We start from the raw sequence: 14,289 nt of genomic DNA, 5'->3' as shown, positions 1-14,289 counted from the left end.
ACGGCTGTCACGCTGCGGCGAGACACGCGATTTTGTTCCAGATTTGCATGGCGGCGTTACGCAGGTCTCGATGTTGAGCCGATGACAGCGTATTGCGGGGAAAGTGGAACAGGTTGGCAATCGGATCATGGATGGAAACGAACCGCTGAAGCTGGCGTGCCGACTTGAAGCGTTTCATGGTCCTTTCGCGTCGTCGGGTCGGCTGGTGCGAATTTTCCGCTAGATTATTGAGGCCTTTGTGCGACCGGTGTTCGACACCGGGCATGAGGTCGCGCCTGGCGGCATCATAGGACCGGAGCTTGTCGGTGATCATGACTCGTGGTGTCCGCCCTTGAGCCTTCAGCAACTTGCGCATCAGACGCTTTGCCGCCTTGGCATTTCGGCGGCTTTGCACCAGCACTTCGAGGACGAAGCCGTCCTGATCGACGGCACGCCAGAGCCACTGCTTCTTGCCATTGATGGCCACCACACATTCGTCGAGATGCCATTTGTCGCCCAGGCAGCCGGCTGACCGTCGCTTGATCTCCCGGGCGAAATGCCGCCCGAATTTCTCCGCCCAGCTTCGAATGGTCTGATGCGTGACCATGATGCCGCGGGCCGCCAACATGTCCATGCGCAGGCTGAGCGGAAAGCGAAAGTAGAGCCATACCGCGTGCGCAATGATCTCGGCGGGAAAGCGGTGGCGACGATAAAGCGGATCACGAGCAACTTCTGACATGGCCCATGTTCGCACATCTTCATCAGCCGTCGGTTAACTTTACGGTGCCGGCCGGACTATTCCGATGTCGTTCTGGCCGGCCCAGATTGACTGTGGCCATACTGCTGCTCGACCTCCTCCCAAGTGAGGACCTTGGAAAGAATGGGAAGCATTTGGCAATTTCAGCGCGCAGGCCTGGCAGCGCCAGCTTCTGCCAGGCGATCGCCCTCAGGCGTGGCGGCAGGTTGAACCCGAGCAGGCGGCAAAAGGGACGCCGAGGGCGCTCTGGCCATGGCTGTCGACATATTGGCGCTGGATCTCCACGTTGGTGTAATGTCGCAGCAAGACCTTGGTCATCGCCGCGACCTCCGAAGACGAACAGCGCTTGAGCTGCGAGAAAATGCAGGTCGAGCCCTTTTCGACATGCCAGTAGATCATCACGCGCGACCGCCATAGCGGACATGCCATTCCGTCATCAGGTTGCCGTCCCAAGCGCCGAACTTCTTGGGCCGTGCCGGCTTCGCCCCAGATGGCGGTGTTGCGGATCGCCTGTGTTGCATTGGCAACGAGCCCGCAAGCCGCCTCGAGCGCGCCCGGAGCAAGCACGTGACCCCTGAGCCAACCAGGAGCCCTCCTATGGCTCAATACGGTCAGGTCGCCTGCCATCATTCCACGACAGGACAACTAATAAAGAAGGTGTCGCCGGTCTGGCGTCTGACCACCGTATACTATCCGACACTGTTTTGTCGCCTTTGTTGGGTCCGCGACACCGGGCTATTTCATCGAGCTCTTGTCTGCCTCAGGCTAATCCCCTGAAAAGCAATCACAATGTTTTTCTTCTGCTGGGTCGGCCAAATTGGCACGAGTTTTGAGACTCCTTCGTTGGGAGCCGGGAGCCGACGACCGATCTTCATTTCGTGGATGACACCGCGATCGATGGAACGAAGAAAGAAAAGCATAATGTCAAATCCGCATCAGATAGCATCCTATGGCAAGGGGGCCTTGGCGAAACCGCCCGTACCCAAACAGGCTGCCAACCTTGTCGACGCTTGCGCAGGAAATCTTGATGGCCGGCTGCGACTCAAGGGCCCACCACACTCGCCTTAATCCTGAACTCGAAGGCGCAGGATAAAGTTCTGCATCTCGCCGCGCGGTATGCCTAGACAGTTACACGTTGGCCGATCTTGACATCGAGTCGGGCTACTCCCCGGAGGACGTCTACGTGCCGTCGTAATCATTCGCTGCCCGCAGCGCCTTCCGCCCTTCCATCGCTTAGAGAGTGAAGTGCCACCATGTCCGAACAACCCTTGCCGACGCTGCCGATGTGGCGCGTCGATCACATCGAGCCCTCGCCTGAGATGTTGGCGCTACGCGCCAACGGTCCGATCCACCACGTACGCTTCCCGTCCGGGCACGAAGGCTGGTGGGTGACAGGCTACGACGAGGCCAAGGCGGCGCTGTCCGACGCGGCGTTCCGGCCCGCGGGAATGCCGCCGGCGGCATTCACCCCGGATTCGGTGATTCTCGGTTCGCCGGGGTGGCTTGTCTCGCACGAGGGGGGCGAGCATGCCCGGTTACGCACGATCGTGGCGCCGGCCTTCAGCAACCGCAGGGTGAAGGTGCTCGCGCAGCAGGTCGAGGGGATCGCCGCGCAGTTGTTCGAGACGCTGGCGGCCCAGCCCCAGCCCGCCGACCTGAGGCGCCACCTCTCCTTTCCGCTGCCGGCCATGGTCATCAGCGCGCTGATGGGCGTGCTCTACGAGGATCACGCCTTTTTCGCCGGGCTGTCCGACGAAGTGATGACGCACCAGCATGAAAGCGGCCCGCGCAGCGCGTCGCGCCTGGCCTGGGAAGAACTGCGCGCCTACATTCGCGGCAAGATGTGGGACAAGCGCCAGGATCCGGGCGACAACCTGCTGACGGATCTGCTCGCGGCGGTCGAGCAGGGCGATGCGACCGAGGAAGAGGCGATCGGCCTGGCGGCGGGCATGCTGGTGGCGGGGCACGAGAGCACCGTCGCGCAGATCGAATTCGGCCTGCTGGCCATGTTCCGCCATCCGCAACAGCGCGAACGCCTAGTCGGCGATCCATCCCTGGTGGACAAGGCGGTGGAGGAAATCCTGCGCATGTACCCGCCCGGCGCGGGCTGGGACGGCATCATGCGCTATCCGAGGACCGACGTGACTATCGCGGGCGTGCATATTCCCGCGGAGAGCAAGGTGCTGGTCGGCCTGCCGGCGACGTCGTTCGATCCGCGCCATTTCGACGACCCGGAAATCTTCGACATCGGACGCGACGAAAATCCGCACCTGACGTTTTCGCACGGGCCGCACTACTGCATCGGCATGGCGCTGGCCAGGCTGGAACTCAAGGTGGTGGTCGGCTCGATCTTCCAGCGCTTTCCCGCGCTGCGCCTGGCCGTGGCGCCCGAAGAACTGAAGTTGCGCAAGGATATCATCACTGGCGGGTTCGAGGAGTTCCCGGTGCTCTGGTGACGCGCGGACGCCGCCCGGAATCGCGATCTACTCCGCAATTTGCCGGCGCGCCCAGCGCGCGCCGGTCAGATCAGCCAGCCAACAGGTAACCAAGATGGACGTGCAAGAAACCACGGCAGCATGCCGGGACGCCTTCGCCGAACTTGCGTCGCCAGCGTGTATCCAAGACCCGTATACGTTCATGCGGTGGTTGCGCGAGCACGATCCGGTGCATCGTGCGGCGTCGGGCCTCTTTCTGTTGAGCCGCCACGCCGACATCTACTGGGCGCTCAAGGCCACGGGCGATGTGTTTCGGGGACCGGCGCCGGGCGAACTGGCGCGCTATTTCCCGCGTGCGGAGACCAGCCTGTCACTCAATCTCCTCGCGTCCACGCTAGCGATGAAGGAACCACCGACGCATACGCGTCTGCGCCGGCTGATCTCGCGCGATTTCACCATACGCCAGATCGACAACCTGCGGCCGAGCATCGCACGCATCGTCGCAGCGCGCCTGGACGGCATGGCGCCCGCGCTGGAGCGCGGGGAGGCGGTGGACCTGCATTGGGAATTCGCGCTGGCTGTGCCCATTCTGGTCTTCGCCGAACTGTTCGGCATGCCCCAGGATGACATGTTCGGGCTCGCCGCCGGCATCGGCGCCATTCTGGAAGGCCTGAGCCCACACGCCAGCGATCCCCAGCTCGCCGAGGCGGACGCGGCCAGCGCGAGGGTGCAGGCCTACTTCGGCGACCTCATACAGCGCAAGCGCACCGATCCCCGCAACGACATCGTGTCGATGGTGGTCGGCGCACACGACGACGATGCCGACACGCTGTCGGATGCGGAGTTGATCAGCATGCTGTGGGGCATGCTGCTGGGCGGCTTCGCCACCACTGCTGCGACCATCGACCATGCGGTCCTAGCGATGCTGGCGTATCCCGAACAGCGGCACTGGCTGCAGGGAGACGCCGTGGGGGTGAAGGCATTCGTCGAAGAAGTCCTGCGCTGCGACGCGCCTGCCATGTTCAGCTCCATCCCGCGTATCGCCCAGCGCGACATCGAACTGGGCGGCGTGGTGATCCCGAAGAACGCGGACGTGCGCGTGCTGATCGCGGCCGGCAATCGCGACCCGGACGCCTTCTCCGATCCCGACCGCTTCGATCCCGCGCGGTTCTACGGCACCACTCCTGGCATGTCGACCGACGGGAAGATCATGCTGAGCTTTGGCCACGGCATCCACTTCTGCCTCGGTGCGCAACTGGCCCGGGTGCAGTTGGCCGAGAGCCTGCCGCGGATCGAGGCGCGCTTCCCCACGCTGGCATTGGCCGAGCAGCCGACCCGGGAGCCATCCGCGTTCCTCAGGACGTTCCGCGCGCTGCCGGTGCGACTGCATGCTCAGGGGGGCTGAGATGCGCGTCGTGATCGATCAGGATCTATGCGGAACCACCGGGCAGTGTGTGCTGACGCTGCCGGGCACCTTTCGCCAGCGCGAACCGGACGGCGTGGCGGAAGTGTGCGTGGCGACGGTCCCGCAGGCGCTGCACGCCGCCGCGCGGCTCGCGGCCAGCCAGTGTCCGGTCGCCGCCGTTCGGGTCATCGAAAGCGACGCTGGCGAGCGCGCCAGCGCCGACCCTGCGCCTTCTCCGGCGCAGGCTGAGCGGCATGCCGCGAAAGACCAACGCAACCCAGGAGGACGGTTTGAAGGCAAGGTGGCCGTGGTGACCGGCGCCGGCGCCGGCATCGGCAAGGCATGCGCCCTCGCCATCGCGCGCGAGGGCGGCAGAGTGGTGGTGGCCGACATTGATGGCTCGGCGGCCGTCGCCTGCACCGCGCAGATCGCGGCCGAAGCGGGCCACGCGCTGGCCCTGGCCATGGACATCGCCGATGCGCAGGCGGTGGCAGCGCTGTTCGAGACGGCGGAGCGGCACTTCGGTGGGGTCGACCTGCTGGTGAACAACGCGAGCGCCATGCATCTGACACCGCGCGACCGCACGATCCTCGACCTGGACCTGGCGGTCTGGGATCAGACCATGGCGACCAATCTGCGCGGCACGCTGCTCTGCTGCCGGCAGGCCATCCCACGAATGATCGCCCGCGGCGGTGGCGCGATCGTCAACATGTCGTCGTGCCAGGGGCTCAGCGGTGACACCGCGCAGACGTCCTACGCCGCGTCGAAGGCGGCGATGAACATGCTGTCGGCCTCGCTCGCCACCCAGTACGGTCATGCGCAGATCCGCTGCAACGCGGTTGCGCCGGGTCTCATCATGACCGAGCGTCTCCTCGCCAAGCTGGACGAGTGCATGCAACGGCATCTGAGCCGGCACCAACTCCTGCAGCGCGTCGGCCGCCCCGAGGACGTGGCCGCGCTGGTGGCGTTCCTGCTCTCCGACGATGCTGCGTTCATCACCGGCCAGGTCCTGTGCATCGACGGCGGCATGCTGGCGCATGTGCCGACGTACGCCGACGGTGGCAACAGCCGCGCCGCGCGGCCTGCCGGCGACACCGCCAAAGCGGCCGCGGGGCCGCGCTGCTGATGGACATGCTGCTCAACCCGCTGGACCGTCGGCACCGGCTGCGGGACGACATCCCGGTCGTGCCCGGCGCTTTCCCCCTGGTCGGACATCTTCCCGCCATCGTATGCGACCTGCCGCGCCTGCTGCGGCGCGCGGAACGGACGTTGGGCAGCCACTTCTGGCTGGATTTCGGCCCTGCCGGACACCTGATGACCTGCGTGGATCCGGATGCGTTTGCACTGCTCCGGCACAAGGACGTGTCCTCGGCGCTGATCGAAGAGATCGCGCCCGAATTGCTTGGCGGAACGTTGGTCGCCCAGGACGGCGGCGCGCACCGGCAGGCGCGCGACGCGATCAAGGCGGCGTTCCTGCCCAAGGGGCTGACCCAAGCCGGCATCGGCAACCTGTTCGCGCCCGTCATCCAGGCGCGGGTGCAGGCGTGGCGCGACCGCGGCGACGTAACCATCCTGCGCGAAACCGGCGACCTGATGCTCAAGCTCATCTTCAGCCTCATGGGAATCCCAGCGCAGGACCTGCCGGGATGGCATCGCAAATACCGGCAACTGCTGCAGTTGATCGTCGCGCCCCCGGTCGACCTGCCTGGACTGCCCTTGCGGCGCGGCCGCGCCGCCCGCGACTGGATCGACGCGCAGTTGCGCCAGTTCGTCCGCGACGCGCGCGCACATGCCGCGCGCACTGGGTTGATCAATGACATGGTGAGCTCCTTCGATCGCGGCGACGATGCGCTCTCCGACGACGTCCTGGTCGCCACTATCCGCCTGCTGCTGCTTGCCGGTCACGACACCACCGCCTCGACGATGGCCTGGATGGTGATCGAGCTGGCGCGGCAGCCTGGGCTATGGGACGCCCTGGTCGAGGAGGCGCAACGCGTGGGCGCGGTGCCGACCCGGCACGCGGACCTGGCGCAGTGTCCGGTCGCCGAGGCGCTGTTCCGCGAGACGCTGCGCGTGCATCCGGCGACCACGCTCCTGCCGCGTCGCGCGCTGCAGGAATTGCAACTCGGCCAACGGCGCATTCCTGCGGGCACCCCTCTGTGCATCCCGCTGCTGCATTTCTCGACCTCTGCGCTGCTGCACGAGGCGCCTGATCAGTTCCGCCTGGCACGGTGGCTGCAACGCACGGAGCCGATCCGGCCGGTGGACATGCTGCAGTTCGGTACCGGCCCACACGTCTGCATCGGTTACCACCTGGTATGGCTGGAAATGGTGCAGTTCTGCATCGCCTTGGCACTGACCATGCACAAGGCCGGGGTGCGGCCGCGGTTGCTGAGCGCCGTCGAAAAAGGTCGGCGCTATTTCCCGACCGCACATCCGTCCATGAAAATCCGCATCGGATTCTCATGAGCTGGCATCGCATGCCCCGTGTGGCGAGGCAGCTACTCGGCGCGCGCGCTCGGTGCGACCCCGCCAACACCGCGGCGGCTCGGACGCTCGCCGTGGCCGTGCCAGATACAAGGACATGAACGACATGCAGACCGATTCCACGCTACACGACGACGCGCAGGCGCGCGGCGCATCCGGCAGGCTGCCGTCGGAGATCTGGATGCAGGACGGCGTAAGGCGGGTCGAACAGGCGCTGGCGCGTCTTCTCTGCGCCGAAGACGACGGTGAGACCGAGCTGATGGCGGCGATGCGCTACGCCACCTTGCATGGCGGAAAGCGCACCCGCGCCTTGCTCTGTCTGGCTACCGGCGCACTGGCCGACACGCCGGCGCCCATGCTCGACGATGTCGGCGCCGCCATCGAGATGATGCACGCCTGTACCCTGGTCCACGACGACCTGCCCGCAATGGACGATGACGTGCTTCGCCGCGGCCTTCCGACCGTGCACGTCAAGTTCGGCGAAGCCACTGCGATCCTGGTCGGCGATGCGCTGCAGGCGCACGCCTTCCTGACCCTGGCGAGCCTGGATGCGCCGAGCGACAACCGTATCGCGCTCGTGCGCGAACTGGCGCAGGCGGTGTCCGCCGAGGGTGCCGCAGGCGGGCAGGCCATGGATCTGTCGCTGGTAGGAAAGCACGTCGAGCTGGACAGGATCGTGGCGATGCACCGGATGAAGAGCGGAGCACTAGTGCGCGCGTCCGTTCGCATGGGCGCGCTATGCGCCATCGCGGAGGATGCCGCCCACGCTGCGCTGTACTGTGCGCTCGATCGCTACTCCGCCTGTTTCGGCCTGGCGTTGCAGGTGGTCGACGACATTCTCGACGCGACAGCGGATACCGCGACGTTGGGCAAGACCCCCGGCAAGGACGCGGCGGCGCAGAAGCCGACCTGTGCGTCGATCATGGGGCTGCAGGCAGCGCGCCAGTTGGCGCTGGATCTGTTGCGCGACGCCGGGGAGGCCATCCCCCCGCTGGGAACGCGTGCGGAACGGTTGGCGCAGATGCTGCAACGGGCCAACGCGTATCTGTTCAAGCACGCGCCATGCGCATGAGCGAGCCCGTCCGCATGGAGTCGCCCCTGTGCCGCTGCGATCGATCGGCCGGCGTGAGCGGTGCATGCTGCACTGTGTCCAAGTCGGCGGCGGCGATCGCAGCGGTTGCCCAGCACAGCCGCGGCTCACGCGGCGCGCTGCGCGCAAGCCTATGCGGCGGACCGGCCCCAGCATGGGGCGCGTCGCCGCGCCGGAGCAGGGCGGCCGTCCGGCGCTGCCCGTGCGCCGGGCCGCGACGGGCCTGCGGCGACGTGCGCGGCGTCTGCCCGATCCAGGTTCCCGTCAACTGTCTGCAGAAGGAACATACCGCGTGAACGCGCTGTCCGAACAGATCCTTTCCGAATTGCGCCACCTGCTGATCGAGATGAGCGACGGCGGCAGCGTCGGTCCGTCCGTCTACGACACGGCGCGAGCTCTGCAGTTCCACGGCAACGTCACCGATCGGCAGGACGCATACGCGTGGCTCATCGCGCAACAACAGGCCGATGGCGGATGGGGAAGCGCGGACTTCCCGCTGTTCCGCCATGCGCCCACCTGGGCGACGTTGCTGACATTGCAGCGTGCCGATCCTCTTCCCGGCGCGGCCGACGCAGTCCAGGCTGCAACCCGGTTCCTCGAGCGCCAGCCCGATCCCTACGCGCATTCGGTGCCGGAGGACGCGCCGATCGGCGCGGAGCTGATCCTGCCGCAGTTGTGCGGCGAGGCCGCATCCTTGCTGGGCGGCGTGGGGTTTCCGCGCCACCCGGCGCTGTTGCCGTTGCGGCAGGCGTGCCTTGTCAAGTTGGGGGCGGTGGCGACGTTGCCGAGCGGCCATCCGTTGCTGCACTCCTGGGAAGCCTGGGGAACGTCGCCGACCACCGCATGCCCCGACGACGACGGCAGCATTGGCATCAGTCCGGCGGCCACCGCCGCGTGGCGTGCGCACGCCGTAACACATGGGAGCACGCCGCAGGTCGGGCGCACCGACGCGTATCTGCAGGCGGCATCGCGGGCGACGCGCAGCGGCATCGAAGGTGTCGTTCCCAACGTCTGGCCGATCAATGTGTTCGAGCCATGCTGGTCGCTGTACACCCTGCATCTGGCCGGGCTGTTCGCGCATCCCGCGTTCGCCGATGCCGTGCGCGTGATCGTCGCGCAGCTCGACGCCCGCATGGGCGTGCGCGGTCTGGGCCCGGCCTTGCACTTCGCAGCCGATGCCGACGACACCTCCGTTGCGTTGTGCGTCCTGCGCCTTGCAGGTCGCGACCCGCCGGTCGATGCGCTGCGCGATTTCGAAATCGGCGAGCTATTCGTCACCTTCCCCGGCGAGCGCAATGCCTCGGTGTCGACCAACATCCATGCCCTGCATGCGTTGCGACTGTTGGGAAAGCCCGCCACCGGCACCAGCTACTACGTCGAGGCCAATCGCAACCCGCACGGTCTATGGGACAACGAAAAATGGCACGTTTCGTGGCTGTATCCCACCGCGCATGCGGTCGCTGCGCTGGCGCAAGGCAAGCCCCAGTGGCGCGACGAGCGCGCGCTGGCGGCGCTGCTGCAGGCGCAGCGCGATGACGGCGGCTGGGGCGCCGGTCGCGCGTCCTCATTTGAGGAAACCGCCTATGCGCTGTTCGCGTTGCACGTCATGGACGGGAGCGAAGAGCCGACAGGGCGCCGGCGCATCGCGCAGGCGGTGGCGCGTGCGCTGGAGTGGATGCTCGCTCGCCATGTGGCGCACGCATTGCCGCAGACGGCGCTGTGGATCGGCAAGGAACTGTATTGCCCCACCCGGGTCGTGCGGGTGGCCGAACTCGCCGGGTTGTGGCTGGCGCTTCGTTGGGGGCGGCGCGTCCTGGCCGAGGGAGCAGGAGCGGCGCCATGATCCAGACCGAACGCGCGCTGCAGCAGGTGCTGGAGTGGGGGCGTTCCCTGACAGGGTTCGCCGACGAGCATGCCGTGGAAGCGGTCAGGGGCGGCCAGTACATCCTGCAGCGCATCCACCCGAGCCTGCGCGACACCTGCGCCCGCACTGGCCGCGATCCGCAGGCCGAAACGCTGATCGTGGCGTTCTATCGCGAACTGGCGCTGCTGTTCTGGCTCGACGATTGCAACGACCTTGGCCTGATCGCGCCGGAGGAGCTCGCCGCGGTGGAGCAGGCGCTGGGGCAGGGCGTGCCGTGCGCGCTCCCCGGATTCGAGGGCTGCGCTGCTCTGCGCGCTTCGCTGGCCGCGCTTGCCTACGATCGTCGCGACTATGCTCGGCTGCTCGACGACACTCGGTGCTACTGCGCGGCGCTGCGCGCCGGACACGCGCAGGCGGTAGGGGCGGAACGCTGGTCCTACGCCGAGTACCTGCACAACGGCATCGATTCGATCGCCTACACGAACGTGTTCTGTTGCCTGTCGTTGCTGTGGGGGCTGGACATGGCGACCTTGCGCGCGCGTCCGGCGTTTCGCCAGGTCCTGCGGCTCATCTCCGCGATAGGGCGCCTGCAGAACGATCTGCATGGACGCGACAAGGACAGGTCGGCGGGCGAGGCCGACAACGCGGCGATCCTGCTGCGGCAGCGCTATCCGGCTATGCCTGTGGTGGAGTTCCTCAACGACGAGTTGGCCGGCCATACGCGCATGCTGCACCGGGTGATGGCGGAAGAACGCTTTCCCGCGCCGTGGGGAGCGTTGATCGAGGCCATGGCGGCCATCCGCGCGCAGTACTACCAGACCTCGACCAGCCGCTACCGCAGCGACGCTGCGGGGGGAGGCCAGCGTGCGCCCGCCTGAACGGCTGGATGCGGCTGCGTGCGCGCGCTGCCGTCGGTCCGATCCGATGCAACGCCGTCCCCCGATGCGACGGATGGAGCGAGCATGAGCGATAGCGACAACATCCCGAGCCGGCGCAAGGACGACCATCTGGACATCGTGCTGGATCGGCGAACGGCGCCGGCCACGGTCGCCGCCGGCTGGGAGTACATCCGTTTCGAACACTGCGCATTGCCCGAGTTGGACCTGACGCAGATCGACCTGCGCGCCTCGCTGCTGGGCAAGACCATGCGCGCGCCGCTGCTGATCAGCTCCATGACCGGCGGCGTGCTACGCGCCGAGGCCATCAACCGGCATCTGAGCGAGGCAGCACAAGCCTTGGGGATCGCCATGTGCGTCGGTTCGCAGCGCGTGAGCCTGCAATCCCGCAACTCCCAGGGGCTGACGCGCGCGCTGCGCCGCATGGCCCCAGACATTCCCTTGCTGGCTAATATCGGCGCCGCGCAACTGCGCGAGGCCGACGGCCTGGACCTGGCGTGCCGGGCGGTGGATGCGCTGGAGGCCGATGGACTCATCGTCCATCTCAATGCGCTGCAGGAAGCGGTACAGCCGGAGGGCGACCGCGACTGGCGCGGCGTCCTGGCGCAGATCGCTCGCGCCGCGCGCAGCGTGGACGTGCCGATTGTGGCCAAGGAAGTGGGGTCGGGCCTGTCCGCCTCGGTGGCCTGCGCGCTCGTCAAGGCGGGCGTGGCGGTCATCGATGTCGCCGGCGCCGGCGGCACCAGTTGGGCCGCGGTGGAGGGCGAGCGCGCCCGCGATGCCGCCGACCGTGCAGTGGCGATGGCGTTCGCCGACTGGGGGATTCCGACCCCGGCCAGCGTGCAGGCGGTACGTCGGGCGCTGCCAACTGTGAAGCTGATCGCGTCGGGCGGGATCCGCGACGGCGTCGACGTGGCCAAGGCCATCCGCCTGGGCGCGGACATCGCCGGGCAGGCGGCCGGCGTGCTGCGCGCGGCGACGGTGTCCACCGAGGCGGTTGTCGCGCATTTCGAGATCGTCATCCGCCAGTTGGCCGTTGCCTGCTTCTGCACCGGCTCGGCTGATCTGGCGGCGTTGCGTCAGGCGCGGTTGTTGCCCTCGGCGCATCTGCCCGCCGGTTGATGCCGGCGTCGCCCGCACGTGGCGGCGGGCGCCTAGCAGGCTGCTGAATACCTACGCCAAAGATGACTACTGACCCACCTTGGCGAGGCGGTTCAATGCGCGGGAGCTCGTGATCACCAGAAGGGAAGTCGATGCCCAGGACGTGGCTTGGTTGGAGACGCTAAGGAACGTCAAACTGACGATTCTTGTAACGTGGTCGGGGATCGAGAGCGACAGGATCGAACCGGTCTCGTCCCGCATAGCGGAACGATAGCTCCACCGGAAGCATTCGGTTCTGCCACAGCATCGGCCAGGCAAAAATAACTTGCGTTGCGCAGATAAAATGCCCTGATCCTGCCATTCCTCCATGGGCACGTGGGCGGGGAGAAATCTCATACAACTGGCAGCGAAGGGAGGCTCGGCCCAATGAGCGGGGTGGCGCGTGAAGAAGTTAATCCGGTGTCATCGGCAACGTTCGCGCCGCTCGAGAATTCAACTTTCCGTCCGATCTGGATTGCCACACAGGTATCCAGTCTAGGGTGGCTGATTCAAATGGTTGCCATCAGTTGGCTGATGGCGACCATTTCGACATCGGATGTGATGGTCGCCTTGGTGCAGGCTTCGACAACCTTGCCCACATTCCTCCTGTCAATTATCGCCGGCGCCCTAGCGGACAATTACAGCCGCCGCAATCTCATGTTCGCTGGCTGGTGCGTGATAGCATCGTCCTCGACGATGCTGACTGTTCTTGCAGGTCTCGGAATTTTCAATCCATGGATGGTTCTTGCATTCAGCTGTTTGGCCGGAGTAGGCGCCGCTTTCACCGACCCCGCCTGGCACGCGTCGGTTGGCGATATCCTGCGAAAGCGCGATGTTCCGGCCGCCGTCACGCTTATTTCGGTCGGATATAACGCCGTCCGAAGCATCGGTCCCGCTCTCGGTGGAGTCGTCGTTGCTTCCTTTGGCCCTTTGACGGCTTTCGCAGTGGCGACGCTTACATATCTGATGCTGCTGTGGACCATAGGGCGCTGCAAATGGCAAGTTCGCCCGTCACCGCTGCCGAGTGAACCATTGACCACGGCGATCCATGACGGAGCGCGCTTCACTGCCCTGTCATCCGAAATCAAGGCAGCAATTGCCCGCGGTGCCCTCTTTGGGCTGACGAGCATCTCTATACTAGCGCTCTTGCCTCTCGTCGCCCGCGATCAGCTGGGGGGAGGGCCAGTCGTTTACGGCATCCTGATGGCCGGCTTCGGGACCGGCGCCTTGTTCGCCGGCATCTGCAACAACATTCTGAGACGGAGGCTGTCCCAGGAACGTTTGACGACACTGTCGTGCATCGCCTGTGCGGCTTGTTGTCTATCGCTTGCTTTCACCCCCTCGGTGGCGGTGGCGGCTATCGCGCTGGCGCTCGGCGGCGCGGGCTGGGTCGTGACCTGGACCGGGCTGGACGTCAGCGTCCAGTTGGCGAGTCCAAGGTGGGTCGTTGGTCGCACGCTCTCGATCTATTACGCCCTTTCATCCGGAGGCATCGCGGCTGGCAGCTGGCTGTGGGGTACGGTGGCCGAGAGCTATTCGCTGAGCTCGGCTCTGGAGCTTTCAGGTGGCGCGCTGCTGCTGGTCGCTGGCACCGGCTTCCTGCTGCCCATCCGTCAATGGAAAGATTCCGATCAGGCTCCTCTTGGCTTCGAAACGCCTCAGGTTGCCCTGGATTTGAAGCCCCGAAGCGGGCCGATCGTCGCCAAGATCGAATATTCAATACCCGAAGCAAATGTCGAAGCGTTCCTGGAGCAGATGCGGGAACGGCGGCGAGTACAAAGCGGCGTTGGTGCGCGACACTGGAATCTCCAGCGCGACCTCCAGCAGCCTTCGCGTTGGACAGAAACCTTCCGCACCCCGACCTGGATGGACTACCTTCGCCTGAACCACCGCCTTACGGCAGCCGACAAGGAGTTGGACCAGCGTCTCCTCGCATTGCACCTGGGAGAGCTTCCTCCTCGAACCACGCTTGCGATCGAGCGGCCGACTGGAGCTGGCCGCAAGCGGGACCAATCGATGCGGTTCTTTTTCCGGCGTTGACATCCGTCCAGGCGTCCGCGCTGGTGAGACAGGATGGGTTGGAAACGAGCCACCGCTCTCACCATCCGTTTTGCAGATCGGCTTCGATCCATTCGAGTGGTTGCCGAGCCGGCATACTGGGCGGCTCAGACGTATCCTTGTCGGAGAGATTCCTCGGCACTCGAGCGTCTTGCAGCGCGTTGCGCTCAAGCTCACC

At 66.0% G+C, this 14,289-nt stretch carries 11 protein-coding genes and 1 pseudogene; 10 read left to right on the top strand and 2 right to left on the bottom strand.

Features of this window, described 5'->3' with window-relative positions; all coding sequences use genetic code 11:
* Window positions 1-7: 7 nt before the first annotated feature.
* Both JN280_RS33400 and JN280_RS33395 read right to left on the bottom strand, forming a co-directional pair.
* Window positions 8-718, bottom strand: coding sequence for an IS6 family transposase (locus JN280_RS33400; protein WP_202308607.1), 711 nt, complete (start codon window positions 716-718; stop codon window positions 8-10).
* A 207-nt stretch (window positions 719-925) separates the two neighbouring features.
* Complete coding sequence (locus tag JN280_RS33395) at window positions 926-1,363, bottom strand: Tn3 family transposase (RefSeq protein WP_202308605.1); 438 nt, start codon at window positions 1,361-1,363, stop codon at window positions 926-928.
* A 626-nt stretch (window positions 1,364-1,989) separates the two neighbouring features.
* On the opposite strand from JN280_RS33395, the gene JN280_RS33390 reads away from it, so the two are divergent.
* The 10 genes and pseudogenes from JN280_RS33390 to JN280_RS33350 all read left to right on the top strand — a co-directional run bounded on the left by JN280_RS33390 (window position 1,990) and on the right by JN280_RS33350 (window position 14,093).
* Window positions 1,990-3,192, top strand: coding sequence for a cytochrome P450 (locus JN280_RS33390; RefSeq protein ID WP_202308603.1), 1,203 nt, complete (start codon window positions 1,990-1,992; stop codon window positions 3,190-3,192).
* Between the two features lie 94 nt (window positions 3,193-3,286).
* Complete coding sequence (locus tag JN280_RS33385) at window positions 3,287-4,576, top strand: cytochrome P450 (RefSeq protein ID WP_010913993.1); 1,290 nt, start codon at window positions 3,287-3,289, stop codon at window positions 4,574-4,576.
* Between the two features lies 1 nt (window position 4,577).
* Window positions 4,578-4,859: pseudogene (locus JN280_RS40395) on the top strand (ferredoxin); the annotation flags it as partial.
* 18 nt (window positions 4,860-4,877) lie between these two features.
* The gene (locus tag JN280_RS33380; protein ID WP_027033417.1) at window positions 4,878-5,702 is read left to right on the top strand and encodes an SDR family oxidoreductase; all 825 of its coding nucleotides are present in this window, start codon (window positions 4,878-4,880) and stop codon (window positions 5,700-5,702) included.
* Window positions 5,702-7,045 carry a cytochrome P450 gene (locus JN280_RS33375; protein WP_202308599.1) on the top strand — a complete coding sequence of 448 codons (1,344 nt, stop codon included), beginning with the start codon at window positions 5,702-5,704 and terminating at the stop codon, window positions 7,043-7,045. Before JN280_RS33380 ends, JN280_RS33375 begins: the two co-directional genes overlap by 1 nt.
* Window positions 7,046-7,169: 124 nt before the next feature.
* A complete protein-coding gene (locus JN280_RS33370) occupies window positions 7,170-8,135 on the top strand; it encodes a polyprenyl synthetase family protein (RefSeq protein ID WP_010913995.1) in 966 nt (321 codons plus the stop codon).
* 310 nt (window positions 8,136-8,445) lie between these two features.
* Window positions 8,446-9,996 carry a hypothetical protein gene (locus JN280_RS33365; RefSeq protein ID WP_202308597.1) on the top strand — a complete coding sequence of 517 codons (1,551 nt, stop codon included), beginning with the start codon at window positions 8,446-8,448 and terminating at the stop codon, window positions 9,994-9,996.
* Entirely contained in the window at window positions 9,993-10,895 is a 903-nt protein-coding gene (locus JN280_RS33360; protein ID WP_096453947.1) for a terpene synthase family protein, read from the top strand. The genes JN280_RS33365 and JN280_RS33360 overlap by 4 nt, the downstream gene beginning before the upstream one ends.
* Window positions 10,896-10,979: 84 nt before the next feature.
* Window positions 10,980-12,035: a type 2 isopentenyl-diphosphate Delta-isomerase gene (gene fni, locus JN280_RS33355; protein ID WP_010913998.1), complete on the top strand. Its 1,056-nt coding sequence runs from the start codon at window positions 10,980-10,982 to the stop codon at window positions 12,033-12,035.
* 405 nt (window positions 12,036-12,440) lie between these two features.
* Window positions 12,441-14,093, top strand: coding sequence for an MFS transporter (locus JN280_RS33350; protein WP_096453949.1), 1,653 nt, complete (start codon window positions 12,441-12,443; stop codon window positions 14,091-14,093).
* Window positions 14,094-14,289 lie beyond the last annotated feature (196 nt).

This window comes from Mesorhizobium sp. L-8-10, assembly GCF_016756635.1.
Classification (GTDB): Bacteria; Pseudomonadota; Alphaproteobacteria; order Rhizobiales; family Rhizobiaceae.
This window is presented reverse-complemented; position numbering and strand designations above follow the sequence as displayed.

What these genes read in the sequence shown, in the direction of transcription:
- JN280_RS33395 (WP_202308605.1), bottom strand. Translation starts at nt 1,363, where the DNA reads ATGGCAGGCGACCTGACCGTATTGAGCCATAGGAGGGCTCCTGGTTGG.
- JN280_RS33375 (WP_202308599.1), top strand. Translation starts at nt 5,702, where the DNA reads ATGGACATGCTGCTCAACCCGCTGGACCGTCGGCACCGGCTGCGGGAC.
- JN280_RS33400 (WP_202308607.1), bottom strand. Translation starts at nt 718, where the DNA reads ATGTCAGAAGTTGCTCGTGATCCGCTTTATCGTCGCCACCGCTTTCCC.
- JN280_RS33360 (WP_096453947.1), top strand. Translation starts at nt 9,993, where the DNA reads ATGATCCAGACCGAACGCGCGCTGCAGCAGGTGCTGGAGTGGGGGCGT.
- JN280_RS33385 (WP_010913993.1), top strand. Translation starts at nt 3,287, where the DNA reads ATGGACGTGCAAGAAACCACGGCAGCATGCCGGGACGCCTTCGCCGAA.
- JN280_RS33350 (WP_096453949.1), top strand. Translation starts at nt 12,441, where the DNA reads ATGAGCGGGGTGGCGCGTGAAGAAGTTAATCCGGTGTCATCGGCAACG.
- JN280_RS33370 (WP_010913995.1), top strand. Translation starts at nt 7,170, where the DNA reads ATGCAGACCGATTCCACGCTACACGACGACGCGCAGGCGCGCGGCGCA.
- fni (WP_010913998.1), top strand. Translation starts at nt 10,980, where the DNA reads ATGAGCGATAGCGACAACATCCCGAGCCGGCGCAAGGACGACCATCTG.
- JN280_RS33390 (WP_202308603.1), top strand. Translation starts at nt 1,990, where the DNA reads ATGTCCGAACAACCCTTGCCGACGCTGCCGATGTGGCGCGTCGATCAC.